The sequence below is a fragment of the Sphingomonas sp. Leaf30 genome (assembly GCF_001422525.1).
In the GTDB taxonomy this organism is placed as follows: Bacteria; Pseudomonadota; Alphaproteobacteria; order Sphingomonadales; family Sphingomonadaceae; genus Sphingomonas; species Sphingomonas aerolata.
The window spans coordinates 27,642-53,208 of the sequence record NZ_LMKZ01000012.1; the positions used below are offsets into that span (position 1 = coordinate 27,642).

A 25,567-nucleotide genomic window follows, 5' to 3' on the forward strand; every position below is an offset into this window, starting at 1 on the left:
GGATATGAAGCCCTCATGCCTATCCTAGCTGTCCCAAGCTTCTACCTATACGGGGAACCACACCGTGCAGTTGCCGACGGGTTTATTCACGTCGAACACTTGGACGATCGATCGAGACCCAGCGAATGGACGATCCAACCACACGCGCACGCAGATCTAGTTCAGGTGTTCCTGATCACGTCGGGCGGTGGGGCCATGCAGGCTGAGGACGTTGCGATGCACTTCGAGGCACCGGCGCTGCTGCTGGTCCCCGCAGGCGTTATTCATGGCTTTAATTGGACCACGGAATCGTCGGGTTCGGTCCTCACGCTGGCTCGGACGTATTTCGAAAATCTTGCCGCCCGGCACCCAGACGTCGAACCGGTCTTTGACCGTCCGCTTGCGGTCACCCCGGACACTGCGGCGATGGCACGCCTGTCCGACGGCATGGCGACGTTGCGACAGGAGGTCGCTTGGTCCACCAAAGGTCACTACGCGGCTGTGGAGGCGGCGCTTCTCGGAATGCTCGTGGTTTCCCTGCGCGTGCTGCCCGCGAGCGATACCGGTTCCGCGCTCGATCGCGGGCAATATGCCAGTTTGGTCGCCCGCTTCCGCGCTCGTATTGAAGACCGGTTCCGCCTACGGGAGAGCATCTCGACACACGCTTGCGATCTCGGCACGAGCGAGACCAGTCTGCGGATGGCATGCGCGCGAATTGCGGGGCGATCACCGGCGGCCATGCTCGATCAACGCGCGATCCTCGAGGCCCGACGCGCATTGCTCTATTCGCATCTGTCCGTGGCAGAGATTGGCTACGCCCTTGGCTTCACCGATCCTGCGTATTTCACGCGGTTTTTTACCCGGCATTCCGGGAAGTCTCCCACGCGGTACCGCCAGCAGCGCGATACAAAGCGTGACGCTCGAATTGACGGATCCATACAAGAGTAGCTTGTGTAAGCCTTCCTCTGCGGACGGCCGGCGCTGCTCGTTATTGTGTGAGGAGCGGCCTAATACGGGTCATGCCGAAGCTGTCGGATGGGACAATGCTCAGACGCTCGTCAGCGTAGAGTACGCGGCCTAGCTGTTTGATCCCACGGTTTGATGGTGCGATCCTTTCGTTGGAATGGAAGGAAGCCGTATGGGACAAGTACGTCACGGGAGCGCCACGACCACGCACGCCGTCAGAGTAGCAATACAGCGATCGCAAGCTTCGCTCTCGACGCTGAGCCGAGAGCTGGGGATCAACCCGCAGACGGTGGCAAAATGGCGCAAGCGGGCAACGGTTGAGGATCTGAAGACCGGGCCGAAGGCCCCTCACTCCACGACCTTGAGCCAAGCCGAGGAGGCAGCGGTCGTCGCATTCCGGCGTCACACATTACCGCCTCTCGACGATTGCCTATACGCGTTGCAGCCGTCGATCCCGCATCTGACACGGTCAGCGCTGCACCGCTGCCTGCAACGGCACGGCATATCCCGTCTACCGGACATTGAGGGGGACAAGCCGAAGCGACAGCGCTTCAAGCGCTACCCGATCGGCTTCTTTCACATGGATATCGCCGAGGTTCAGACTGCCGAAGGCAAGCTTTAACTGTTCGTCGGCATCGACCGCACGAGTAAGTTCGCGGTCACCCAGCTCGTCGACAAGGCTGACAGGCGAACGGCGTGGGAGTTCCTTGAACACCTGCTGAAAGCGGTGCCGTACCGGATCCATACGATCCTGACAGACAACGGCATCCAGTTTGCCGAGCAGCCGCGCAACCGTAACACCGCCTGGTCGCGTCAGATGCGCTTCGACATGATCTGCGAAGCAAACGACATCGAGCACCGGTTGACCAAGCCGAACCACCCGTGGACGAACTGTCAGGTCGAGCGGATGAACCGCACCATCAAGGAGGCGACGGTCAAACGCTTTCATTACGAGAGCCACGAGCAGTTGCGGGTGCACCTCGCAGACTTCATGGCAGCCTATAATTTCGCCCGTCGGCTCAAGACGCTCAGTGGCCTCACGCCTTACGAATACATCGCCAAGATCCGGACGTCAGAGCCTGACAGGTTCATCGTCGATCCGATCCACCAGATGCCGGGACTAAACAGTTCATGGATCCCGCCTATTCCTGACGCTTTTCTTTCTACGACGGTTCGAGACATCCTTTCGGCGGTACCGGAGTTCGGGCCTCGACATCGTGAGTCGAACAGGCGTCCCGCGGGTCGCTAGCGGCTGGCGGCAAACGTTTATCCGGTAATCGGGCCACGATCTCGCGAACAAAACCATTGTCCCGCCGAAAACTTTACGTTATGTGTCATAGCAATAATAAGGGAGAGAGCTTGATGGCAACCGCGATTTCGGCGGCGGACGGCACGACGATGCCGGACAATGGCCCGACCTTCGACCGACTGGACCCGATGACCGGCAAGGTCGCGACCACCGCCAGGGCGGCGACCGTCGCTGACGTCGATGCCGCCTGCGCCGCCGCTGCAGCCGCGTTTCCCATCTGGTCGGCGCTTGGCCCTAACGCCCGTCGCGCTTTGCTCAACAAGGCGGCTGACGCACTGCAGGCCAAGGCGCCGCAGTTCATCGAGGCAATGATGAGCGAGATCGGCGCGACGCAGGGCTGGGCCGGGTTCAACCTGATGCTCGCCGCCGGTATCGTGCGCGAGGCGGCAGCAATGACGACGCAGATCCAGGGGGAAGTCATCCCCTCCGACAAACCGGGCTGCATAGCGATGGCACTTCGCGAACCCGTCGGCGTGATGGTCGGCATCGCGCCGTGGAACGCGCCGATCATCCTAGGCGTGCGCGCGATCGCCATGCCGCTGGCGTGCGGCAATACGGTCGTGCTCAAGGCGTCGGAGCAATGCCCGCGCACGCACGCGCTAATCGTCGAGGCGTTCGAGGACGCCGGGCTCGGCGAGGGCGTGGTCAACCTGATCAGCAACGCCCCCGCCAATGCCGGCGAGATCGTCGGCGCGCTGATCGACCATCCCGCCGTCAAGCGCATCAACTTCACCGGATCGACCCATGTCGGCCGTATCATCGCCAAGCGCGCGGCCGAGCACCTGAAGCCCGTGCTGCTCGAACTGGGCGGTAAGGCGCCGCTGATCGTGCTCGAGGATGCCGACCTCGACGAAGCGGTCAAGGCCGCGGCGTTCGGCGCGTTCATGAACCAGGGCCAGATCTGCATGTCGACCGAGCGGATCATCGTCGTCGATAGCGTCGCCGACGAGTTTGCCGAGAAATTTGCGGAAAAGGTCGGCACAATGCCGGTTGGTGATCCCCGCGATGGCAAGACACCGCTCGGTGCTGTAGTCGATGCCAAGACCGTCACGCATGTGGGATCGCTGATCGAGGACGCGCTGGCACAAGGCGCGGTGCAACTGAACGGCGGCCCGTCGCAGGGCGTGCTGATGCCCGCGCACGTGATCGACCGGGTTACCCCTGCGATGAAGCTGTTCCGCGACGAGAGTTTCGGCCCGGTCGTCGGCATCGCCCGCGCGCGCGACGAGGCCCATGCGATCGAGCTCGCCAACGATACCGAATATGGCCTGTCGGCGGCCGTGTTCACGCGCGATACAGCGCGGGGACTTCGCGTCGCCAAGCTGATCAAGTCAGGCATCTGCCATATCAATGGCCCAACCGTGCATGACGAGGCGCAGATGCCGTTCGGCGGGGTCAAGTCGTCGGGTTACGGCCGCTTCGGCGGCAAGGCCGGCATCGACAGCTTCACCGAACTTCGCTGGGTCACGATTGAGACGCAGTCCGGCCATTACCCGATCTAACATTTCCACCCTCCCGCCCTCGAAGGGGCGGATGCGCCTTGCCGCACCGATGCCGCCTGCCTGGACCGGGCACTAACCCCAGCCCCCCCTCACAAGAGGAAGGGCAGCATGAAAGATAGCCATGACCACCACCTCCCCCCACGGCACCGTCGCCTACGATATCGTTGATCGCATCGCATGGGTACGCTTCAATCGTCCCGAAAAGCGCAACTGCATGAACCCCACGCTCAACCGCGAGATGTTGGAGGTGCTGGAGGCACTTGAGTTCCGCGACGATGTCGGCGTGCTGGTGCTGTCGGGCGAGGGATCGGCCTGGTCGGCGGGCATGGACCTGAAGGAATATTTCCGCGAGACCGAGGCCAAGGGCTTGGGCGCGAGCCGTCAGGCGCAGCGGGAAAGCTACGGCTGGTGGCGGCGGCTGCGCTGGTACCAGAAGCCGACAATCGCGATGGTCAACGGCTGGTGCTTCGGCGGCGGCTACGGCCCGTTGTTTGCTTGCGATCTGGCGTTCGCAGCGGATGATGCGCAGTTCGGCCTCAGCGAGATCAACTGGGGCATCCTGCCCGGCGGCGGTGCTACCAAGGTCGCGGTAGAGTTGCTGCCGTTCCGCAAGGCAATGTATCACGCGATGATGGGCGAGAACGTCGACGGCAAGACCGCCGCTGACTGGGGCCTGGTCAACGAGGCGGTGCCGCTCGATACGCTGAAGGATCGCGTGACCCAGGTCGCCAATGTGCTGTTGAAGAAGAACCCGGTCGCGCTGAAGGCGACCAAGGACGCCGTGCGCCGCGTCGGTGTGCTGAGCTACGACGATGCCGAGGATTACCTGATCCGCGCGCAAGAAGCGGCGAACTCTTACGATAATGAGGGTCGCAAGGAGGGGATCAAGCAGTTCATTGACGACAAGACGTTCAAGCCGGGTCTCGGCGCGTACGACACGTCGAAGCAGGTGGGCTGAGCCCCCTTCCGTCACCCCCGAACCTGGTTCGGGGTAACGGTCTTGCACAATCGCCGATCGGCCACGTCGCGGATCGGCGGCCCCCGGACGCCGTTCCGGGGGTCGGAAAGGTTCCAGAATGACCACCGACAGCTTTGCACCAGCCAGAAACGCGCTCGACCGTCTGATCCGTCCCCGGTCCGTCGCTATCCTCGGCGCCTCGGACAAGCCTAGTGCCCTTGGCAACCAGGTATTGGCTAATCTCGAGCGGCACGGCTTCACCGGCGACATTCACCTGATCAACCCAAAGCGGGATTTGATCGCTGGCCGTGCCTGCCTGCGTTCGGTGGCCGACCTGCCTGAAGACGTCGATGCGGCGGTGCTGGCGATTCCGGGCGGCGCGGTGCTCGATACGATCCGGGCGCTGGCGGCACGCGGCGTCGGTGCCGCGGTGATCTTCTCCGCCGGGTTCGCCGAGGGGGGCGAGGAAGGGCTCGCCGCACAACGTGACGTCGCACGTATCGCGGCGGAGAGCGGCATGGTGGTCGAGGGGCCAAACTGCCTGGGCATGACCAACTATATCGACGGTATTCCGCTCACCTTCGTGCAGACCCCGACGGAAAGACTGAATGGGCGGCCCGGAATTGGCATCGTGTCTCAGTCGGGCGCGATGGCGGTGGTGCTCGGCACGACGCTGATGAGCAAGGAGCTCGGCATCTCGATCTCGGTGTCGACGGGCAACGAGGCGGCGAGCGGCGTCGAGGACTATGTCGAATATCTGCTGGACGATCCCGATACGCGCGCGATCGCGATGATCGTCGAGCAGTTCCGCAAGCCCGCACGCTTCCTCGCGCTGGCGGATCGTGCGCGGGCGGCGGGCAAGCTGATCGTGCTGCTGCACCCCGGCCGAAGCAGCGCAGCGCGCGACTCGGCTGCGACCCACACCGGTGCGATGGCCGGCGACTATCAGGTGATGCGCACGAAGGTGGAGCGCGCCGGTGTGGTCCTGGTCGACAGCCTCGAGGAGCTAGGTGACGTCGTCGACCTCGCCATACGCTGTGGCCCGATGCCGGCCGGCGGCACGGCAGTGCTAACTGAATCGGGCGCGTTCAAAGCACTCAGCCTCGATCTCTGCGAGACGCTGGACCTGCCCCTCCCCGCCGTATCAACCGCGACCGGGGCGGCACTGCGGCTTGGCCTGCCGGACTTCATTCCGATCAGCAATCCAATGGATCTGACCGCGCAGGCGCTGGTCGATCCCGACCTCTATCGCCGGACGATGGAGCCCTTGCTTGCCGACGCTACGTTCGGCAGTATCGTGCTTGCAATAATCCAGACCGATGCCGCCACCGCAACGCTCAAGTTCGAACCAATCATCGCCGCGATTGAGGTGCTGTCGCTTGACAAACCGGTGATCTTCGCCGGCCTGGACGACGGCGCGGCGGTGCAGCCCGAATACATCACACAGTTGCGGAAATTGGGCGTGCCGTATTTCCCCTCCCCCGACCGCGCCTTCCGCGCCTTGGCTCGGATCGTGAACGCCGGCAGCGGCAACGAGCAGGTGCCTGCCGGTGAGCCCACAACGGCGACGCTGCCGCACGGAGGCGTTATCGCCGAATACCGTGCGAAGGAGATGCTGGCACCACTTGGCATCCCCTTCCCACAGGGCGGGTTCGCGAGAACGCTGGTGGAAGCACAGGCGGTTGCCGCGCGTATCGGCTATCCCGTCGTGATTAAGGCGCAGGCGCAGGCGCTCAGCCACAAAAGCGACGCGGGAGGCGTGATCCTGAACCTTGCCGACGATGCCGCGCTGACAGACGGGTGGGCCCGACTTCATGCCAATGTCGCGGCGCATGCTTCCGACGTGACACTGGACGGCGTGCTGGTCGAGGCGATGGGCGCGCGCGGCGTCGAACTGATCATCGGTGCCCGCAACGATCCGGACTGGGGCGCGGTGATCCTGGTCGGGTTCGGGGGCGTGCAGGCTGAAATCTTGCAGGACGTACGGCTGCTGTCGCCCGACCTCTCCCGCGACGCCATTATCGCCGAACTCCGCGCGTTGAAGAGTGGCGCGTTGTTCGACGGCTGGCGCGGCGCGCCGGCGCTGGACGTCGACGCGGTGGCCGACATCATCGCAACGCTCGGGCAGCTGCTGCGTGGTACGCCGGAGATCCGCGAGATCGATCTCAACCCGGTGGTCGTCTATCCGACGGGCCAGGGTGCTATCGCGCTTGATGCGTTGATCGTCGCCGCGGGGGCCTAGCTGCGTTCCTTCGCTTCGATCCGCGAGAGCAGCGCGATCAGCTGCGCACGGTCGGACCCGACAAGGTCGGATAACATTGCCTCCTCATGCTCGTGGATGCGTGCAATGCAGTCGTCGAGTTTCGCCTGTCCTGCCACGCTCAGCCGGAGTGCGAACGCCCGTCGATCGTCTGGCGAGACGCGGCGCTCGACTAACGCCGCATCGACCAGCTCATTGATCAACGACACCATATTGGCACGTTGGATGCCGAGCGCGCGTCCGACGGCACCCTGGTTGATGTCCGGGTTTGCCGCCACGACCGACAGGATCGCGAACAAAACCTGGCGCATGCCAGTTCCGTCCAGTGAGCGCACGAAGTCGGCGGCAAAAGCGCCTGAGGCACGGCGTAGGTGATACCCGGCGAGATTGGCCAGTACGCCCAACTCGACGCTGTCGTCCTGTATCTCCTGCGGCAATGTCGCCATGGTCGGCTCCTAGTTTACGACGGTGCCGCCCTGTTGCCCAAAGCGAGCAGCGCAATCAAGGCGATGACCGATCCGGACGCCATCAGGATCGCGACGGTCTGCAGCCCATAGCCCGCCGAGAACAATGCGCCGGCAACGGCAGGCGCCAACGCAGATCCACCCCGTCCGACGCCGATGGCGAATCCCGTCGCAGTCGCGCGCACCCCAGTCGGGAAGGCGCGGGCAAGCACCGCATATAGCCCGACGATACCGCCATTGGTAAAAAAGCCGGTGATCGCGGCAATCGCCGCCAGCTCGGCGTAGCTCCCCTGCCCGCGACCAAACAACGCCACCAGCACTGAGGAGAATGCCATCATCACCATCGTCAGCGTGTGCACCCGAATGCGCGCGGTCAGCAGGCCAAGAACAAGCGAGCCGACCAGTCCACCGCAGTTGGCGAACACTAGCACGCCGCCGGCGGAACTTGCTTGAAAGCCCATGTCGACGACGATTTTCGGAATCCATTTCAGCAGAAAGTAGAAGGTCATCAATTGCGCCGTGTAGGCGAGCGTGATGAGCAGCGTCACGCGAAGCAACGCTGGCGAAAACAACGCGGCGAGCGGTAGCCGCTCACGTGTTCCCTCCAGCGGCGGCAGCGTTACGACGGTGCGGTGCCCCATGCGCGTTAGCGTATGGTTGACCGCCGCTAGCGTGTCGGGCCCGCGCCGCTGCATCGCGAAGGCAATAGATTCCGGCGCCCGCCACAGGACGATAGGCACGAAACACAAGGTGGCCACGGCGCCGAACTGGAACACGATTGGCCAGTCATGCTGGCTGAGCAGCAGCGACGCGATCGACCCGCCGACGATCGCACCCAGCGGATAGCCCGCCGCCATCAGCACCACCGCCAGATTGCGCTGCGCGGCATTCGCAGCCTCCGACACCGCAGCGTTGGTCGTGGCCAGCATGCCGCCAATACCAAGCCCGGTCAGTACTCGCCACAGCGACAGCGTCGTCAACCCGTGGGCCGTCGACGCCCCGGCCATGCCGAACGCCATCACTAACAGGCAGCCGAGGATTGTGTACCGCCGACCTATGCGGTCGGCGACTCCGCCCAGTATGATCGACCCGACCGCCATGCCGATCAGTTCCATCGACAGGACCAGCCCCAGCGCACCACGATCGATGCCCCAGTCGCGCACGATGCCTGGCGAGGCAAAGCTGATCGACAATACGTCGAACCCGTCGAGCGCGTTCAGCCCAACCATGATCGCCACCACCGCCCATTGGAACCGCGACATCGGTTCAGAATCGATGATCGCCCGTGGATCGTCCGTCATGCCTGCCTCCAATGATGCCCGCCCTCGGGCTTCTCAATCATGGATCCGGCGGAGCAGAGCGATCAACGTCTCCGCTTCTTGAGCGCTGAACCGCGCGCACAGCCAAGCCTCGTGCGCGGCGATCGCCGTTCGCGCGCCAGCAAACGAATCACGCCCCGCCGGCGTCAGCGACAACGCGAAGCGCCGTGCGTCCGCCGCCCGGTCGCGCGTCAGCAGCCCGAGCTTCTCCAGGGCATGGACAATTGCCATCGTTGTTGCACGGTCCATTTGCAGCCTGCGGGCAAGATCGGTCTGCGCGATGCCGGGCTGTTCGTCCGCCAGCCACAGCACCGACACTTGCTTCTGGGTCAGCCCGATCGACGCGAAATGCTCACCGAAATGCCGCTGCACCGCGCCGTGTGCCAGGCGTAGATGGAGCCCGAGAATGGCGTCCAGTGATCCAAGATCGTCAGCCAACCGCGCATTCCGCCGCAGCCAACTTATCGATGATCGAGCGCGCACGTATCGCGCCGGTATCGACCGAATAGCCGCGCAACTGCATATCCAGATTGGCGGCGATGGACCGTGACTGCGGTTCAAGCACCTCGGATCCAGGCCACGCATCTCTCCTTGCCCTGTTTTCAGGACAAGAATATCGTACGTGTTACATACAAAAAACGTCAAGCCGGAAGAGAAGATTTGTCGGGCATGCCACCTTTCCGTGCCGACCACGTCGGCAGTTTCCTGCGTCCTGCGGCACTGCTTGCAGCCCGTAGCGATTTCGTTGCGCAGCGGATCGATGCGAACGCGCTTCGCACTGTCGAGGATGCCGCGATCCGCGGCGTGGTCGCGTTCCAGGAGGATCTGGGCTTGAAGGGAATCACTGACGGAGAATTCCGGCGCACCTATTTCCACACCGACTTCCTGCTTCAGCTCGATGGTGTCGAGGAAGCCGGCGGTACCCAGGTACATTTCCACCAGCATGGCGGCAAGGAGCTCAGCTACGCACCACCGGCAATGAAGATCACTGGGTCGGTCAGACATGCGCGCGACATCCAACGCCGCGACTATCAATTCCTTGCCGAAACTACGTCGCGCCTGCCCAAGGTGACGATTCCGTCGCCGACGATGTTGCACTTCCGCGGCGGTCGCGACGCGATCGACACGGTCGCCTATCCCGACCTCGACCAGTTCTACGCGGACCTCTCGGCTGCTTACCGCGCCGAGATCGCCGGCTTGGCCGCGGCCGGATGCCGTTATCTGCAACTCGACGATACTAACCTGGCCTATCTATGCGACGACACCCAGCGCGAGAATGCCCGGCGTCGCGGGATGGATCCGGACGCGCTGCCACGGCTCTATGCCCGGATCATCAACGACTCGATCCGCGACAGGCCCGACGACATGATCGTGTGCGTCCATCTGTGCCGCGGCAATTTCCGCTCGTCCTGGGCGGCCGAAGGCGGCTACGAGCCGGTTGCGGAAGTGCTCTTCAACGAACTCGCAGTCGACGGCTATTTCCTCGAATATGACGACCCCCGCTCGGGCGACTTCGCGCCGCTTCGCCACGTTCCCAAGGGCAAGACCGTGGTGCTGGGCCTCGTCACCACCAAGCTCGGCGAGCTCGAGCACAAGGACGACGTGAAGCGCCGGATCGACGCTGCTGCCGAGCACATGCCGCTCGACCAGATGGCGCTGTCACCGCAATGCGGCTTCTCGTCGACCGTGCATGGCAACGACATCGAGGTCGGGCAGCAAGCCGACAAGCTGAGGCTGGTGGTCGATGTCGCACGCGACGTATGGGGCGAGATCTAGCGCCTATTCCACGCACGCCACATAGATGCGGTCGAGCAGTTCCTGCAGCAACGCAAATTCCGCCGCGCTGAGTTGCTCGACCGCCTTCTGTTCGGTCCTGTCGAGGATTACGAACATCTGGTCGAGGAACGCGTCCCCTGCCGGCGTGATGAACAGCGCGTGGCGCCGTCGGTCCGTTACCGACGCCTGCCTCTCGGCCCAGCCGCGCCGCTCTAGCTCATCGACGATTGCCACGGTCGCCGATTTGTCGAGCCCCACTTCGCGCGAAACGAACGCCTGCGACGTCCCCGGATTGGCGGAGATCAGCGCCAGCGACGAGAACAGCCCCTGCTTCAACCCGTGCTCGGCCACCGCAACGGCAAAATCCTTCGAAAGCCGATTCTGGATACGACGGAGGCGGAAGCCGAGATAATCGTCCATCCGCCCCAACGAGAGCCCCGCGCCACGCCGGGATGGCCGTACCCGCATCATAAATGACATCTCATATTACAGTTGATTCCTACAACGATATCGATCATCATTTGATCTAGCAGGCAGCCGCGTCGCGCTGTCAATATCGGGGGAGACTGTGGTGAGCGCATCGACGATGACCGATCCGCACGCGACCGTTTTCGACGTCGCTGACATCGGGCCGGACGCCGCACCGCCAGCCCCGGTGCCGTCAAGCCGCGCCCAGCGCATCGTGTTCTGGATCGGCTCTGTCGGGCTGTTGTCCGCCGCAGCGATTGACGGCATCGCCGTGCTCGGCCGTCACATCGGCTTTACGTTTCTGGGCTCGATCGAGCTGGTGCAGGTCGCGGTCGTGCTGATCGCGTCGTCGGCGATGATCGGCGCGACGATCGTCGGCGCCCACGCGGCAGTGCATATCGTCACCGAACGACTATCCCCGCGCGGCGCGCGTGTCGCTCAGCGGGTTGCTGATGCACTGTCGGCGCTTACCTTCTTACTGTTCGCGATCGGCTCGGTCTGGGTCGCGTCGGACCTGTGGAATGGCCATGAGCGGACCGAGTTGCTGCTGTTGCCGCTGCGCTGGTTCCGGCTGCTTTGGATTGGCGCGACGCTGATCATTATGGTCCTGTTCGCGGGCGCGGCGATCAAGAGGACTGCCGCGTGACGCCCGAACTCGTCGGTATCGTCGGCATACTGGTCCTGCTCGCGGCGCTCGCCGGGGGCGTCCCGATTGGGATCGCGCTCGCATTGGTCGGCATGTCAGGCATTGCGGTCCTGATCGGCCCCGAGCCTGCGGTGATCAAGGCTGGCGTGGTCGCCTTCGAGACGATCTCGAAATACGAACTGGGCGTCCTGCCGCTATTCTTGCTGATGGCCCATATCTGCTTCGCAGCGGGGGCGAGCCGCGACTTCTTCAGTGCCGCTGCCGCGTTTCTTGGCCATCGGCGCGGCGGGCTGGCACTCGCGTCGATCGGCGGGTGTGCCGGGTTCGGCGCGATCAGCGGATCGAGCTTGGCGACCGTCGCCACGGTCACCTCAGTCGCGCTGCCGGAAATGCGCCGCGCGGGGTACGATCCGGGCCTCGCCACTGGCGCGCTTGCGGCGGGCGGTACGCTCGGCTCGCTGGTACCGCCGTCGGGCGCATTGATCGTGTTCGGCATCATTGCCGAACAGTCGATCGGCAAGCTATTCGCCGCGGCGATCATCCCCGGCGTTACGCAGGCGATCTTCTACATGGCGACGATCGCCATCCTCTGCGCGATCAACCCCGCTCTCGGGCCGGCGACAATCCGCATGCCGTGGCGCGAGCGCTGGCCAGCGCTGCGCCGCATTGCCGACATCCTGTTGCTGATCCTGTTCGTGATCGGCGGTCTGATGATCGGCTGGTTCACACCGACGGAAGCCGCCTCGGTCGGCGTTGCGGGCGCGCTGTTGCTATGGATGTTTCGCGGCGGTATCACCCGCGTCGCCTTTGCCGACGCGCTGCGGGCGACGCTGCGTACGACCGGCATGATCTATGTCGTCATCATTGGCGCGATCCTGTTCGCGACCTTCATCAGCGTCAGCGAGATCACTGAGCATCTCGCTAAGCTGGTGACTGACGCGCACGCCACGCCGACGATCGCGATCCTCGTTATGGCCCTTGTGCTGCTGCTGCTCGGCTCGTTCCTCGACGGCTTGGCGCTGATGCTACTGACCACGCCCATTTTCCTGCCAATCGCCGAACAGCTGGGCATGAGCCCGGTCTGGTTCGGCATATTTTTGGTGCGGACGATGGAGATCGGCTTCGTCCACCCGCCCCTCGGCCTCAACGTCTATGTCATCCAGGCGATGGCACGCGACATTCCGCTCGGCACCATCTTTCGCGGAATCGTTCCGTTCCTCATCGCCGACTTCATCCATCTGGGACTTATCATCGCCTTTCCCATCGTCGTACTCTGGCTGCCGAAGGTGATCGCATGACCCGGCTGTTCAGGCTCATCCCGCTCGTGGTGGTCGCGCTTGGTCTTGGTCTTGGTCTTGGGGCGTGCCGTCCAGCGGACCAACCGAATAGCCCCGACGATGCGCTGATCACGCTCACCTATGCTAGCCCGTATCCACCGACGCATCCTTTCAGCCGCGCCGATATCTCCTGGATGAAGGCGGTCGAGGCGCAGAGCCATGGGCGCATCCGCATCAAGCCCTTCTGGGGCGGGGCACTGTTGTCGTCCGACCAGAGTATGGTCGAGATCCGTCACGGCGTCGCCGATATCGGGCTGATCACGCCGATTTATACGCGTGGCGGTGTGCACCTGCTGCGCGCGCAGTCGGGTTTCTACGGCGGCGTGCGGACGATCGGCGACCAAGTGGCGATCTATGACTGCCTCGCCCAGCGCTTTCCGCAATTCGACCGGGAACTCGCCGGGCTCCACGTGCTCGCGGTACAGGGCGGGAACTTCCCGGGCGTCCTTACCCGGACCCGGGCGGTGCGCTCGCTTGCTGACTTTAAGGGGCTTCGCTTGCGCGCGCAGACCGATGCCAACGACGTTTTGCGGCAACTTGGCGCAAACCCGGTCAACATGCCGATGGGCGAAGTCTATTCGGCGCTTGCCAAGGGCATCATCGACGGCGTCGTGGCGCCCGCAGATACGATCAAGAGTCTGCATTTCTCGGAAGTTGCGAAACATTTCACGCCGATACGCTTCAGCCGCGGAGCCTATCCAGCGCGCGCCATGTCGGACCGCTCCTGGCGCCGGCTGCCGCCAGATCTGCAGCGCCTGATGGCCGCCTCGCGTCGTGTATGGGAGGCTGCGCTAAACACCGAACTGCTCAAGGCCGAAGACGCGGGAACGGAATTCGGCCGCCAGAACGGCATGGCCTTCACCCCCTTCCCCGCCGCCGACCAAGCCCATTTCGACGCGCTCTACACGGCTGACGCGAAGACACAGGCCGGGCGGCTTGCCTCGCTCGGCATCGACGGCACCTCCGTGCTCGCCGAGGCGCAACGCATCATCGCCGCCGCTGGGACGTCAGACCCGATCCGCTGCGCCGCTTCCAAAGGACCAAAGCCTTGACCGAGCCCAACACCCGCCCCCTCGAGGGCCTGACCGTCATCGATCTAACCCGCGCGCTCGCCGGGCCCTATGCCACGCTGCTTCTCGCCGGGCTGGGCGCACGCGTGATCAAGGTCGAGGATCCGCGCGGCGGCGATTTAGCCCGCGACAATAGCCCGTATGTTGGGCGCGACGGAATCGCGGTTGAGCGGCGGCATGACGACGACATCTCGATCTCGCACCTGACGCGCGGCCGCGGAAAATATGGCGTTGGCCTGAACCTCAAGGATCCTCAGGCGCCGGCGATCTTCGCCGACCTCGTGCGCAGCGCCGATATCGTCGTCGAGAACTTTACCGCCGGCACCGCCGACCGGCTGGGCGTCGGGTACGCGGCCGCCCGTGCCGCCAATCCGCGCATCGTCTACTGCTCGCTGTCCGGGTTCGGCGCGGACTCACGCGGCGGCGACAAGGCGATGGACGTTCTCATCCAGGCATTGTCGGGCGCGATGTACACCAGCGGCGAGCCTGATCATCCGCCGGTGCGCTTCGGCGTACCGATAGCCGACATGCTCGCGCCGGTCTTTTCCGTGATCGGCATTCTCGCCGCGATCGAACAACGCCATCGCACCGGCGAGGGACAGCATGTCGACGTGTCCATGCTGGGCGCGCTGACGTCGTTCGTCGCGATCGAGAACTGGTCCGCGCTTGCCGCTGCGGGCATGCCCGCGCGCACCGGGCTGACGGTCCAGCGGCTGTCGCCGTTCGGCGTGTTCGAATGCGCCGATGGCTATGTCGCGATCGTCGCGGTGCACGAGAAGCTGGCAAGCGGCCTGTTCGCCGCGATGGGCGCCCCCGAACTTGGCAAAGACCCGTTGTTCGCGACGCGCGATGCCCGCGTCGCCAATGCGATCGTGCTTGAGGCCCGCATTACTAATTGGACCCGTGCGCACGCCGTAGCCGAGGTAGTGGCGGCGCTCGAGGCGCACGGCGTTCCGGTTGCGCCGGTTCGTCATCCCGAAGAGGCGATGGACGATCCGCGCGTCGTAGCACGCGGCGAGACGGTCGAGATCGCGCATCCATCCTATCCGTCCGAGACCGACTTGCGCACCGCCGGCATCCCGATCCGCTTTTCCGCCGCCGAGACTGGGTTCGATCCCGTCCTGCCGATCGCGATCGGCGAGCACAATCACGACGTCTATCGTGCGCTCGGCTATTCCGACGAGAAGGTCGCAGCGCTCGCTACGGCAGGCACGATATGACGCCGATCCGCACGATCGGCATCGATATACCGATCGAGTGGCTCGCGAAGCACGGCTTTTCCGCATGGCCGATAGAGGTTCACGAGGGCCTAACGCCGCGCGCCGATGCGGCGACCGGCATGAAAGGTCTGTCGCCGCGCGGACGTCGCCTGCTCGAGCCCCTCCTCGCGGCCAAACCGGACGATGCTCCCGTGCTCGTGACCAGCGCGGATGCCGAACAGGTTCAGGTCTATGCGATCCTGCGCGAACTCGCACGGCTGGGCGAAGCGACGCCGCCTCCATGCCACCTGCTCGACCTCATCCATCTGGATCGACCTTCAGCACGCGCCTACAACCGCGTAAGGCTGGACAGGCTCGGTTCCTGGCTGAACAGCCTGCCAAAAGCGATCGAAACTGCTACGATAGGCGAACCCGATCGGAGTCCGACAGGCGTCGGGCGCCGTGTGGTCGTCACCGGATCGCGGATCGAGTCGGATTCGCTTCGCGCGGCGATGGACGCGGCCGGCTTCGCGATCGTCGGCGACGAGCCCAATGCCGTCGACGACGCTTCGTCAGACGATCTCGATGCCCTCGCCGACCCGCGGCTTCGTACCCCTCCACAACTCCGCGATCCCGACGCACGCGCGGCGCGTGTGGCCGATCTGATGACCCAGTCCAGTGCCGAAACGGTGCTCCATGTGACGCTCGATGGCGACGAGGCCGCGCCGTGGACGCTGGCCGCATTGAATCGGCGCGGGCTTTCCGTGCTGACCGTCGCCGGATCGATCGACGCGCCAGAAGCGATCGTCGCGCAACTCGTCGCACCGGCAAGCACCGCACCCGCAACAGTAGCGCGGGCTCCCGATACGACAGCACGCCCAGCGTCGGCCGCGCGCAGCCGCAAGTCGCTAACTTCGCTCGCCGATTTCGGCCGTTATCAGCGCGACTGGTTCGCCGGCATCCGCGCCCGTGTCGCGGCGGGTGAGCCATTCGCGGTCGTCAACGCCAACGCCCCCCAGGAAATCCTGCGGGCGCTCGACGTTCCGTTCGTCGTCAACCAATGGTGGGCATCGATCGTCGCGGCGAAGCAGCAGTCACGACGGTATCTGGGCCTGCTGAAGGCGCATGATCTACCGACGCGCGCGGAACCTTACAGTGCGCAGGGTCTGGCGGCCCTGTTCGATGATGACGCGGACCACGCCCCTTGGGGCGGGCTGCCTCGTCCGCATCACCTCCACGCGGTCGCCTCGTCCGACGCGACTGCGGCGCTCTTCGCCGAATGGGGCCATGCCGCCGACGTTACGCCGTTCATTTACGCGCGCACCATCGATCCGCGCTGGACGCTGCCGATCCGGTGGTGGGACGATCTGCCGGAGCGCTGGGACAAGGTGCTGGAACCGGCGCGGCTCGACCTGTTGGAGGCCGAACTGGCCGAGGTGATCGCGGCGCTTGAAACCGCCACCGGTCGATGCTTCGATGCTACTCGTTTTGCCGAGGTGATGGACCTCGTCAACGAACAGGAGGGATATTACAGGCGGACCCGCGATCTGATCGCCCGAACCGTTCCAGCACCGATCGGGATCGTCGATTCGATGCCCGCGACGATGGTCCCGCAATGGCATCGCGGCACCGCATGGGCCCGCGACGCCGCCAAGGCATTCCATGACGAGGTTGCCGCGCGCGTTTCCGCCGGCGAGGCGGCAGTGCCGAACGAACGGATCCGCCTGATGTGGGTCGGGCGCGGGCTGTGGAGCGACATGGCGTGGTACCAGCGCTGGGAAGAGAGCCACGGCGCGGTCTTCGTCTGGTCGATGTACCTGGCGCTGGCCGCCGATGGCTATTTGCGCAGCACCGAAGGCGGCCGGGATCCCATGCGTGCGCTTGCCGCGCGGTTCGTGACGATGGGCGACGAACTGCGCCTGCCCGGCTGGGCCGGGCCGTGGCACGTGCACGAAGCCGAAACGCACGGCGTCGACGCCGCGGTCGCTCTATCCGACGCCGATCCCTTTGTGTTGCGCGCGTTGCAGGCGGCCGGCGTGCCGGTGCTCGATCTCGGCATCGACAACTATAGTCCGGATGCGGCGGACGATGGTACGATCGATGCGGCGATGCGCGCGTTCCTCGATGGCCCCGCCGCCGAGCGGGCAGCGCGGCGCAGTGGCGCACGCCCGGTATGAGTGGCGCGCTGGACGGGGTAACCATCCTCGATTTCTCGCGATTCCTGCCGGGTGCCTATCCCGGCTGGATCGCCGGTGATCTCGGCGCCGACGTGATCCGCGTCGAGCATCCGCGCGAAGTGGCCAAGGTCGCACTGGCCGATCCGACGGCCGAGCGGCGTCGCCGCGCGCGGCCTAGCTACCAGCGCAACAAGCGCAGCATCACGCTCAACCCCACGCACCCGGAGGCACGAACGGTACTCGACGCGCTCCTCGCGCGTGCGGACATTCTCGTCGAGGATTACCGGCCCGGCACGATGGCGGCGATGGGCCTGGGATACGCGGAGGTCTCGGAATGGCACCCGCATCTCATCTACTGTTCGGTCTCGTTTGCCGGGCAGGACGGACCGCTTGCCGGCAAGGCCGGGCACGACCCCGGCGCACTGGCACTGGGCGGCGCACTGTCGCGCCTCAACGGCACGGCACGACCGACGCTGCCCGGCGTGCAGGTGGCCGACGTACTGGCAGGCGCTCATGCAACGATCGCCGTGCTCGCGGCGCTGCGGGCTCGCGATCGCACTGGCCGGGGCACGAGGATCGACATCGCGATGAGCGATGCCTGCCTGCCGCTCGCTATGGTCGCACTAGGCCGCACCGACGATCCTGCGAGTCTCGGACCGTCAGACGGCGCGTTTCACCCGAAGGGCGGCGTGTGGGAATGCGCGGACGGCGCTTTCCTGTGCACCACCGACATGGAGCTACCCTATTGGCGCCGCTTCTGTGCGGCGATTGGTCGCGAGGACCTCACTTCCTGGCGCGAGACACCGGCACGCTGGCCTGATCTCGAGCGCGAGATCGCCAAAACGCTGGCCGCTCGCCCGCGTGCCGCGTGGCTTGCGATCCTCGATGATGCAGACACGCAGGCGACACCCGTGCTGTCGCCCGCCGAAGCGCTGAACAGCACCTTAATGCGCGGGCGCGGCATGGCCGTCACCCTCGACACGCCGGTTGGACCAGTAACGCAGGTCAGCACGCCGTTCCGGCTCGGGGACGACGCGCCTGACCTTCGCGTCGGCACACCGGCCGGCAGCGACACCGACTCGATCCTTGCGGACGTCGGCTTCTCACCAGGCGAAACGGCCCAATTGCAGGCATCCGGGCTCTTCACGTCGACGGAGCGTAAACGATGAGACCGCTTGAGGGCATCCGCGTGGTCGATCTGACTCACGCTGTATCCGGCCCAACTTGCACGTTGATGCTCGCGCAGTTGGGCGCCGACGTCGTCAAGATCGAACCACCCGAACGCGGCGATGACTTCCGCGACTATACCGAACATGGTGGCTTGGCGAAGATGAGCATCCCGTTCGCCGCCATCAACGCGGGCAAACGGTCGGTCGCGCTCGACCTGAAATCCGACGAAGGTCGTGCGGCGCTCGATGCCCTCGTCATGCGCGGAGACGTGCTGGTGGAGAACTTCCGCCCCGGCGTGCTCGCCCGTCTCGGCTTTTCCAACGACCGTTTGCGCGCGCTCAATCCGCGGCTTGTGATCGCCGCAATCAGCGGGTTCGGCCAGTCGGGCCCGCTTCGCGACTGGGGCGCCTATGACCATATCGCCCAAGCGATGTCGGGCATGGCGATGATGGAAGCCCGGAGCGGCGAGCCGCGCAAGATCGGCATTCCGGTGATCGATTCGTTCAGCGGCTATCTTGCCGTGATCGGGATCCTCGCAGCGTTGCGCACGCGCGACGCGACGGGAAACGGTGGCGATGTCGACATCGCGATGCTCGACGCCGCACTAAAGCTGATGGCCACCAACCTGGCGGTCGAAAGCTTTACCGGTGTCGCGCCCGCGGGCACCGGCAATCGTGGCTATCGGCTCGTCGCGACGGCGGAATATTACCCGACCGCGAAGGGTTGGATCGCCCTCGGCGCCAACCACCAGCATCAGGTCGAGGCGCTGTGGCACGTGCTCGGTCGCGCCGATCTGATTAACGACCCCCGCTTTGCGACCCATCCGGCGCGGGTCGAGCATTACGATGCGTTGCGCGCGCTCATCGTCGAACTGCTCTCGAGCGAGTATGCCGTGGATCTCGAGGCGCGGCTCACCCAGGCCGGCATTCCTGCCGCTATGCTGCGCGACGTTGGTCAGGCTGCACGGCATCCGCACATCGTCGATCGCGGGCTGATCGTCCGCGCCGACGTGCCCGGCGCCGATCGCGACATCGCCGTGGTCGGGCCCGGCTTCACCATAGACGCGTCAACGGAGCCGTGGCAGGTTCCAACCATCGGCCAGCATACCGCCGAGGTACTTGCCGAACTCGGTCTTGCACCGTGGGGATGAGCATGCTCGACATCGCGCTGCTCGGCGACATCATCCTCGACGTGCCCGATCCGGACCACTGGCTGTCGGGCATCGCACCCCTCACCCGCGCGGTCGACGTGACGATCGCGCATCTCGAAGTGCCGCACACCCGGCGCGGCGTCGAGCTGACGGGCGACGTGCCCGCGCCTGGTGCCGATCCGAATCACCTCGCGGCGCTCGCACGGGCCGGGGTGACGGCCGTATCGATGGCCGGCAACCATATCGCCGATTGCGGCGCCATAGGGATCGCCGACACGTTGGTGGAGCTCGACCTGCTGGGCATCGCGCATGCCGGCGCAGGTGCGGACCTGGCCGCCGCCCATCGTCCAGCGCTGATGGCGGTCGGCGGACGCCGCATCATCCTGCTGAGCTTCAACTGCGTCGGGCCGGAGATCGCCTGGGCGACCGCGGATCGCGCCGGTTCCGCCTATGTCCGCATCGCCGCCACCGATGGTGGCGCAACGCGGCCACAGGCGCGGCTCGACGCGATCGACCCCGCGTCACTGGCCGACATGCAGGCAATGATCCGCGCGCAGACCGGACGGGACACGCTGGTGGTCGTCGCCTTGCACAAGGGCGTGACGCATTCGCCCGCGACGCTTGCCCCCTACGAGCGACCGCTTTCGCAAGCGGCGATCGACGCGGGCGCCGACGTCGTCGTGGGCCATCATGCGCATATCGCGCAAGGTATCGAATTCCATCGCGGCCGGCCCATCTTCCACGGGCTCGGCAACGGCGTCGTCGTGACCCACGCGCTGAGCCCTGCGCAGGACCACCCCGCACGCCGCGAATGGGCCGAGCGGCGCAAGGCGATGTTCGGGTTCGAGCCGGACCCCGCGTACACGCTCGCGCCGTTCCATCCAGAGGCGCGCCACGGCCTGATCGGGCGGTTGCGCTGGCATTCCGACGGGAAGGTCGATGCCGGGTTCACGCCGCTCTGGTTCGAGGCGCCCGGCCGCCCGATCCTTGCCCCGGACGCGCAGGGTGCGACGGTCGCGCGCTATATCGACGCCGTCGGACAACGCGTGGGGCTCGCTCCGCTCGACCTCAGACAAATGGTTCGATAAATAATAATGGTGTACAACATTACAGTTGTATCTCAGTACTAAATCAGTCATCTTCCTGGCGTGGCGATAGACCATGCGGGAGAGTGATGATGAGGCGAACAGTCTCGATCGGGGCGGGCAGTTGCCTCGCCATTGTGGCCGTGCTCGCGGCAGGCATTGCCCCGGCGACCGCGCAGCAGGACACCGGCCGCGTCGCGCGTTCGTCGATCTACGTGCCGGTGCGCGATGGCACGCGGTTGGCGATCAACGTCTATCGTCCGGCCGTCGACGGCAAACCGGTCACTTCGAAGCTGCCGACGATCTTCGCATTCACCCCGTACCGGGCGCGCTATTTCGACAAGGGCAAGCTGGTCGAGACGTTCGACCAGGCGATCTTCGGGTTCCGCGCACTGGTCGCGGCCGGTTATGCCGTCGCGATCGCTGATATACGCGGCAAGGGCGCTTCGTTCGGCGCGCGGCGTGGCTTCCTCGACCAAACCGAGGCAAAAGACGGTCGTGACCTGGTCCAGTGGATCGCCGCGCAACCCTGGTCGAACGGCAGGGTCGGAATGACCGGCTGCTCGTATCTGGGCGGCACTACGATGCTGGTCGCCGGCGCCTCGCCTCCAGCGCTTCGCGCGGTGTTCACCGCCGCGACCGACATCGACAAATACAGCTTCGTCCGCAACGGCGGCATCACGGCGCAGTTCAACACGCGGCCCGACGAACCGCTGAGCGTCGATGCCGCCAGCGTGCCGGTTGATGCCGACGCGAACGGCGCGCTGCTGAAGCAGGCTGTGGCGCAGCACGCCGGGAACACGCCGATGGGGCCGCTATGGGCCGGCATGCCGTATCGCGACAGCATGTCCTCCTACACCGGCACGCGCTTCTGGGAGGAGGTCGGACCCTATACCCACCTCAAGGCCCTGACCAACCCAAGGCTCGCCTGGTATTTCTGGAGCAATTGGTCGGACGAGCCGACTGAGCAGATGATCCTTGCCGCCGCCAACATCCCGGGGAAACTCATCGTCGGCCCCGGGGGCCACTGCGCCGCGCCGAGCCAGTTCGATATCGCCGGCGAACAGCGGCGCTTCTTCGACCATTATGTGCGCGGGATCGACAACGGCATCGAGCGCGAGCCGCGCTACACATGGTGGCGCGAGGACGGCACCGGCGGCGAACTGGTCCGCTCGAGGACATTGCCCGGAGTCGGTATCGTCCGCACGCCGGTCTATCTCGGCGCGACCGCCGCGACGCTGGGCCTTACCAGACCCGCAGCCGACGAGACTCGCTTCAAGGTCGATTACGACGTTCCCGGGGCGGACTATTTCGCCTTCTGGCCCAAGCCGATGGACAAGTTCGGCCCGACCTTCACGACCGCACCGCTAGCCAGCGACGCGCGCATTCTCGGCTATCCCGTCGCGCGTATCCGCGTCGCGATCGACAAGCCCGATGCGGTGCTGTTCGCCTATGTCGAAGACGTTGCGCCGGATGGCCAGGCGACGGTGATCGCGCATGGTCGTCTGGACGCCGCGCATCGCAAGCTGTCGCGTCCGCCCTATGCCCGGCTCGACCTGCCCTATCACTCGGGATTGCAGGCCGACGTCGCACCCATGACGCCGGAGATCCCCGCGACGCTCGCGTTCAGCCTGTCGCCCCGCGCCTACACCTTCCAGCGCGGCCACCGCATCCGGGTGACCCTGGCGGGTGCCGATCCGCGCCAGCGCAATCTCGCGCAGATCCGTCAGACGCCGCCGCCCGAGTTTCGCATCCTGACCGGCGGGCCGGAAGGGTCGCGCGTCGACCTGCCGTTCACGACCACAGCAACATTCCAATGAACACAAAAGATTTTGGGGGAGATCGTATGACAGGGATACGCACAGCGGCGCTGGTATCGACCGCGCTGATGACGCTGATCATCGCACAGCCTGCTTTCGCGCAGGCGAGACCGGCCGATCCGGAACCAGCGCCTGCAAATCCGCCGGAAGCCGGTCCGGTGAGGGTCACGAGCGACGACGTCAACGCCGACATCATCGTCACTGGTAGCCGCGTCCGCGGTGCAGCGCCGGTCGGCTCTACGGTGATATCCCTTGGACGCGAGGATGCCGTGGCGGGTGGCGCGGTCACCACCGACCGCCTGATCAAGCAGATCCCGCAGGTGTTCGATCTGGGCGTCAGCGAGAACTCGCGTGGCCAGTCCGGCGGCAGCGGCAACGTCACCTACGGCAATAGCGTCAATCTACGCGGTATCGGCCCCTATGCGACGTTGATCCTGGTAGACGGCCACCGCGTCGTGAACAACAGCCGCGCGGTCGACCCGTCGATCATCCCGACGCTCGGCCTCGAACGGGTCGAGGTCATCGCCGACGGCGCCTCGGCGATCTACGGCTCCGACGCCGTCGCGGGCGTGGTCAACCTCATCCCGCGCCGCTCGCTCGATGGCGTCGAGGCATCGGCGCGATACGGCACCGCCGACGATTTTCATCAATGGCAGACGGGCCTCGCCGTCGGTCATAAATGGAGCCAGGGCCAGCTCATGGTCGCCTTCGAGCATACCTATCGCTCGGCGTTGAGCGGCAACGATCGCAACTATTTCCGCTCGAACCAGACCGCGTTCGGCGGCAACGACTACAGCGTCACGCGCTGCTCGCCCGGCACCATCACGGCGGGGGGCACCTCCTACGCCATTCCCTCGGGCGGCGTCACACAGGCGACGGCCGGGGCGCTGGTCGCGGGCACGTCCAACCGCTGCGACGATATCACCAACCAGGATCTGTTCCCCGAGCAGACCTATGATTCCGCCAACATGACGTTCACGCAGGATGTGGGCAGCCGCGTCACGGTCTTCGCCGACGGATTCTACTCGTACCGCAAGTTCCTGCGCACTGCCGGGGACAGCACGGCGACACTGACCGTACCGCAGACCAACGCCTTCTTCGTCCGTCCCGCGGGCTTCACCGGCAGCAGCTACGCGATAGGCTACAACTTCAGGGATATCCTGCCGCGCAACATGAATCCGGGCCGTGCCGAGAACTGGCAGATTTCCCCAGGCGTGCGCGTGAAACTGTTCGGCGATTTCCAGTTCGAGGGCATCTACAGCTATGGCCGGAGCAACGATCAGTCGAACACCTTTACCGGGCTGACCGCCGCCAACCTCAACGCTGCGCTGGCCAGCAGCAACCCCGCCACTGCGTTCGATCCTTACGGGCTCGGTCGAACGTCCGCCGCGACCTTGCAGGCGATCAATAACAGCGTGTTCCTGGCGCCGACGCTCAGCCGCTTCACCGGCTACGAAGCGCGACTGAACGGCAGTCTGTTCGCGCTGCCCGGCGGCGACGTGAAGCTTGCCGCGGGCTACGAGGGCCAGGAGATAAAGGTCAACCTCGGCAATGCACGCGGCCAGATCGGGACACCGATCGTCTATCGCCACTTCGGTCGGCGCGTGGATTCGGTCTATGGCGAATTGCTGGTCCCGATCTTCGGGTCTGCCAACGCCATTCCCGGTTTCCAGCGGCTCGAGTTCGACGCGGCCGTGCGCTACGACAAGTACAGCGACTCCGGCAACACGACCAATCCGAAGTTCGGCGTCAATTGGTCGCCCCTGAAGAGATTGGTACTGCGCGGCAGCTACGGCACCTCGTTCCGCGCGCCGCTGATCACGCAAATCTACGGCAATTCGAACAGCCTGTTCACGCAGACCTACCAGAACCCGGCTGGCCCTCCGATCGTCGGCGTCGCCTTGTCTGGTCCCAACCTCAATCTCGGACCGGAGACCGCGACGACCTGGTCGCTCGGCGCCGACTGGGATGTCCTCCCACGGCTGAAGCTGAGTGCGACCTATTTTAACGTCAATTACCGCAATCAGGTCGACGCTTACCTGTCCGACCTGGCGATCCTCTCCCGCGAAGCGCAGTTTACGGGAACCGGCATCATCCTTCGCGGTGCGGACGCCGCAGCGCGTGTCGCGCAGTTGATCGCCTCTGGCGTCGCCGTGGTGGGCGTACCGCCGTCGCCGGTCACGCTGTTCGTCGATGGCCGCAACAACAATCTCGGCAAATCGCAGACCGAAGGTATCGACTTTACGGCGAACTACACCTTACCAACCGCCACCCTGGGTACGTTCCTGCTTAACGCGAACGGCACCTACCTGACTCGCTACGAGGTCTCGGTGACGCCGGCGGGGACGCCGGTCGACCGCCGCAACACGATCTTCTTCCCGCTGAAGTTCAAAGCGCGCGGCAGCTTGGCCTGGGACCTCGATCCGATCCGCGTACAGGCGACGATCACGCATGTCGGCGGCTACACCAACAACGCGATCACGCCGAACGAGACCGTCAAGAGCTACAACCCGGTTGACTTCAGCATCGCGTGGAAGCTCGGCGGAAGCAACGCCAGCGGCATCCTGGGCGGTCTTACCCTCGGCGCGGAAGTGCGCAACGCGTTCGATATCGATCCGCCCTATGTCAACATCGCGCCATCGGGCAACGGCAGCGGCGGCTACGACGCCTCGGCGGCCAGCCCAATCGGCCGTGAAATCGCGGTCTCGCTACGCGCGCAATTCTGACAATCGAGCCGGCGGCGAACCGCCGCCGGCTCGGCGTTGGCCAGCACAGATCGACACCACGACCGGCCTCGGTTGCATCGACCTGTGCGCTGCGATGGCCGGCCGGACACGATCCAATGCTCAGCACCGAACGAGTACCGCTGACAGCGAGTGTGAAGCGCGACAGGGCCCATTTAGGGCTCGGTA

Annotated in this window: 20 protein-coding genes and 1 pseudogene; 16 read left to right on the forward strand and 5 right to left on the reverse strand. The window is 65.1% G+C overall.

Going from position 1 to position 25,567, the window contains the following annotated elements; translation table 11 throughout:
- Positions 1–15 precede the first annotated feature (15 nt).
- The 5 genes and pseudogenes from ASE89_RS11065 (at position 16) to ASE89_RS11085 (ending at position 6,956) form a co-directional block, all read left to right on the forward strand.
- The gene (locus ASE89_RS11065) at positions 16–927 is read left to right on the forward strand and encodes a helix-turn-helix domain-containing protein (RefSeq protein WP_056677582.1); all 912 of its coding nucleotides are present in this window, start codon (positions 16–18) and stop codon (positions 925–927) included.
- Positions 928–1,117: 190 nt separating this feature from the next.
- Positions 1,118–2,071, forward strand: a pseudogene (locus tag ASE89_RS11070) (IS481 family transposase); the annotation flags it as partial.
- A 236-nt stretch (positions 2,072–2,307) separates the two neighbouring features.
- A complete protein-coding gene (locus ASE89_RS11075) occupies positions 2,308–3,756 on the forward strand; it encodes an aldehyde dehydrogenase (protein WP_236701722.1) in 1,449 nt (482 codons plus the stop codon).
- A 121-nt stretch (positions 3,757–3,877) separates the two neighbouring features.
- Complete coding sequence (locus ASE89_RS11080) at positions 3,878–4,714, forward strand: p-hydroxycinnamoyl CoA hydratase/lyase (RefSeq protein ID WP_056677585.1); 837 nt, start codon at positions 3,878–3,880, stop codon at positions 4,712–4,714.
- Positions 4,715–4,832: 118 nt separating this feature from the next.
- Positions 4,833–6,956, forward strand: coding sequence for an acetate--CoA ligase family protein (locus tag ASE89_RS11085; protein ID WP_056677588.1), 2,124 nt, complete (start codon positions 4,833–4,835; stop codon positions 6,954–6,956).
- Here ASE89_RS11085 and ASE89_RS11090 read toward each other — a convergent pair.
- The 4 genes from ASE89_RS11090 to ASE89_RS21455 are packed head-to-tail and all read right to left on the reverse strand — an operon-like array spanning position 6,953 to position 9,322.
- Positions 6,953–7,420, reverse strand: a complete 468-nt coding sequence (locus tag ASE89_RS11090) for a MarR family winged helix-turn-helix transcriptional regulator (protein ID WP_056677591.1) — start codon at positions 7,418–7,420, stop codon at positions 6,953–6,955. The two genes, ASE89_RS11085 and ASE89_RS11090, sit on opposite strands and share 4 nt — an antisense overlap.
- Positions 7,421–7,434: 14 nt before the next feature.
- A complete protein-coding gene (locus ASE89_RS11095; RefSeq protein WP_056677593.1) occupies positions 7,435–8,739 on the reverse strand; it encodes an MFS transporter in 1,305 nt (434 codons plus the stop codon).
- A gap of 33 nt (positions 8,740–8,772) precedes the next feature.
- The gene (locus ASE89_RS11100) at positions 8,773–9,195 is read right to left on the reverse strand and encodes a MarR family winged helix-turn-helix transcriptional regulator (protein WP_236701723.1); all 423 of its coding nucleotides are present in this window, start codon (positions 9,193–9,195) and stop codon (positions 8,773–8,775) included.
- Positions 9,188–9,322, reverse strand: coding sequence for a hypothetical protein (locus tag ASE89_RS21455; protein ID WP_269082959.1), 135 nt, complete (start codon positions 9,320–9,322; stop codon positions 9,188–9,190). Before ASE89_RS21455 ends, ASE89_RS11100 begins: the two co-directional genes overlap by 8 nt.
- A gap of 104 nt (positions 9,323–9,426) precedes the next feature.
- Between ASE89_RS21455 and ASE89_RS11105 the strand changes: the two genes are divergently transcribed.
- Positions 9,427–10,533 (forward strand): 5-methyltetrahydropteroyltriglutamate--homocysteine S-methyltransferase, encoded by a 1,107-nt coding sequence (locus ASE89_RS11105; protein ID WP_056677597.1) that lies wholly within the window; start codon positions 9,427–9,429, stop codon positions 10,531–10,533.
- A gap of 3 nt (positions 10,534–10,536) precedes the next feature.
- On the opposite strand, the gene ASE89_RS11110 is transcribed toward ASE89_RS11105, so the two are convergent.
- The gene (locus tag ASE89_RS11110; protein ID WP_056677600.1) at positions 10,537–10,953 is read right to left on the reverse strand and encodes a MarR family winged helix-turn-helix transcriptional regulator; all 417 of its coding nucleotides are present in this window, start codon (positions 10,951–10,953) and stop codon (positions 10,537–10,539) included.
- A 151-nt stretch (positions 10,954–11,104) separates the two neighbouring features.
- Between ASE89_RS11110 and ASE89_RS11115 the strand changes: the two genes are divergently transcribed.
- The 10 genes from ASE89_RS11115 (at position 11,105) to ASE89_RS11160 (ending at position 25,381) form a co-directional block, all read left to right on the forward strand.
- Positions 11,105–11,647 carry a TRAP transporter small permease gene (locus tag ASE89_RS11115; RefSeq protein ID WP_056677603.1) on the forward strand — a complete coding sequence of 181 codons (543 nt, stop codon included), beginning with the start codon at positions 11,105–11,107 and terminating at the stop codon, positions 11,645–11,647.
- Positions 11,644–12,945, forward strand: a complete 1,302-nt coding sequence (locus ASE89_RS11120) for a TRAP transporter large permease (RefSeq protein ID WP_236701724.1) — start codon at positions 11,644–11,646, stop codon at positions 12,943–12,945. Before ASE89_RS11115 ends, ASE89_RS11120 begins: the two co-directional genes overlap by 4 nt.
- Positions 12,942–14,036 (forward strand): TRAP transporter substrate-binding protein DctP, encoded by a 1,095-nt coding sequence (dctP, locus tag ASE89_RS11125; RefSeq protein ID WP_082451421.1) that lies wholly within the window; start codon positions 12,942–12,944, stop codon positions 14,034–14,036. Before ASE89_RS11120 ends, dctP begins: the two co-directional genes overlap by 4 nt.
- Positions 14,033–15,274 (forward strand): CaiB/BaiF CoA transferase family protein, encoded by a 1,242-nt coding sequence (locus ASE89_RS11130; protein WP_056677606.1) that lies wholly within the window; start codon positions 14,033–14,035, stop codon positions 15,272–15,274. Before dctP ends, ASE89_RS11130 begins: the two co-directional genes overlap by 4 nt.
- The gene (locus tag ASE89_RS19775; RefSeq protein ID WP_082451422.1) at positions 15,271–17,430 is read left to right on the forward strand and encodes a 2-hydroxyacyl-CoA dehydratase family protein; all 2,160 of its coding nucleotides are present in this window, start codon (positions 15,271–15,273) and stop codon (positions 17,428–17,430) included. Before ASE89_RS11130 ends, ASE89_RS19775 begins: the two co-directional genes overlap by 4 nt.
- On the forward strand, positions 17,427–18,599 hold the full coding sequence (locus tag ASE89_RS11140; RefSeq protein ID WP_056677610.1) for a CaiB/BaiF CoA transferase family protein: 1,173 nt from the start codon (positions 17,427–17,429) through the stop codon (positions 18,597–18,599). The genes ASE89_RS19775 and ASE89_RS11140 overlap by 4 nt, the downstream gene beginning before the upstream one ends.
- Positions 18,596–19,750, forward strand: a complete 1,155-nt coding sequence (locus ASE89_RS11145) for a CaiB/BaiF CoA transferase family protein (RefSeq protein WP_082451423.1) — start codon at positions 18,596–18,598, stop codon at positions 19,748–19,750. The genes ASE89_RS11140 and ASE89_RS11145 overlap by 4 nt, the downstream gene beginning before the upstream one ends.
- Positions 19,747–20,838, forward strand: a complete 1,092-nt coding sequence (locus ASE89_RS11150) for a CapA family protein (protein ID WP_056677669.1) — start codon at positions 19,747–19,749, stop codon at positions 20,836–20,838. Before ASE89_RS11145 ends, ASE89_RS11150 begins: the two co-directional genes overlap by 4 nt.
- 89 nt (positions 20,839–20,927) lie before the next feature.
- On the forward strand, positions 20,928–22,655 hold the full coding sequence (locus ASE89_RS11155) for a CocE/NonD family hydrolase (protein WP_168427646.1): 1,728 nt from the start codon (positions 20,928–20,930) through the stop codon (positions 22,653–22,655).
- A gap of 26 nt (positions 22,656–22,681) precedes the next feature.
- Entirely contained in the window at positions 22,682–25,381 is a 2,700-nt protein-coding gene (locus ASE89_RS11160; protein WP_056677619.1) for a TonB-dependent receptor domain-containing protein, read from the forward strand.
- Positions 25,382–25,567 lie beyond the last annotated feature (186 nt).

Bases quoted from the DNA above. Each gene is read 5' to 3' on its own strand.
- ASE89_RS11065 (WP_056677582.1), top strand. From the start codon at position 16: ATGCCTATCCTAGCTGTCCCAAGCTTCTACCTATACGGGGAACCACAC.
- ASE89_RS11105 (WP_056677597.1), top strand. From the start codon at position 9,427: ATGCCACCTTTCCGTGCCGACCACGTCGGCAGTTTCCTGCGTCCTGCG.
- ASE89_RS11085 (WP_056677588.1), top strand. From the start codon at position 4,833: ATGACCACCGACAGCTTTGCACCAGCCAGAAACGCGCTCGACCGTCTG.
- ASE89_RS11110 (WP_056677600.1), bottom strand. From the start codon at position 10,953: ATGGACGATTATCTCGGCTTCCGCCTCCGTCGTATCCAGAATCGGCTT.
- ASE89_RS11145 (WP_082451423.1), top strand. From the start codon at position 18,596: ATGAGACCGCTTGAGGGCATCCGCGTGGTCGATCTGACTCACGCTGTA.
- ASE89_RS11080 (WP_056677585.1), top strand. From the start codon at position 3,878: ATGACCACCACCTCCCCCCACGGCACCGTCGCCTACGATATCGTTGAT.
- ASE89_RS11090 (WP_056677591.1), bottom strand. From the start codon at position 7,420: ATGGCGACATTGCCGCAGGAGATACAGGACGACAGCGTCGAGTTGGGC.
- ASE89_RS11155 (WP_168427646.1), top strand. From the start codon at position 20,928: ATGAGGCGAACAGTCTCGATCGGGGCGGGCAGTTGCCTCGCCATTGTG.
- dctP (WP_082451421.1), top strand. From the start codon at position 12,942: ATGACCCGGCTGTTCAGGCTCATCCCGCTCGTGGTGGTCGCGCTTGGT.
- ASE89_RS11095 (WP_056677593.1), bottom strand. From the start codon at position 8,739: ATGACGGACGATCCACGGGCGATCATCGATTCTGAACCGATGTCGCGG.
- ASE89_RS11160 (WP_056677619.1), top strand. From the start codon at position 22,682: ATGACAGGGATACGCACAGCGGCGCTGGTATCGACCGCGCTGATGACG.
- ASE89_RS11075 (WP_236701722.1), top strand. From the start codon at position 2,308: ATGGCAACCGCGATTTCGGCGGCGGACGGCACGACGATGCCGGACAAT.
- ASE89_RS19775 (WP_082451422.1), top strand. From the start codon at position 15,271: ATGACGCCGATCCGCACGATCGGCATCGATATACCGATCGAGTGGCTC.
- ASE89_RS11140 (WP_056677610.1), top strand. From the start codon at position 17,427: ATGAGTGGCGCGCTGGACGGGGTAACCATCCTCGATTTCTCGCGATTC.
- ASE89_RS11150 (WP_056677669.1), top strand. From the start codon at position 19,747: ATGAGCATGCTCGACATCGCGCTGCTCGGCGACATCATCCTCGACGTG.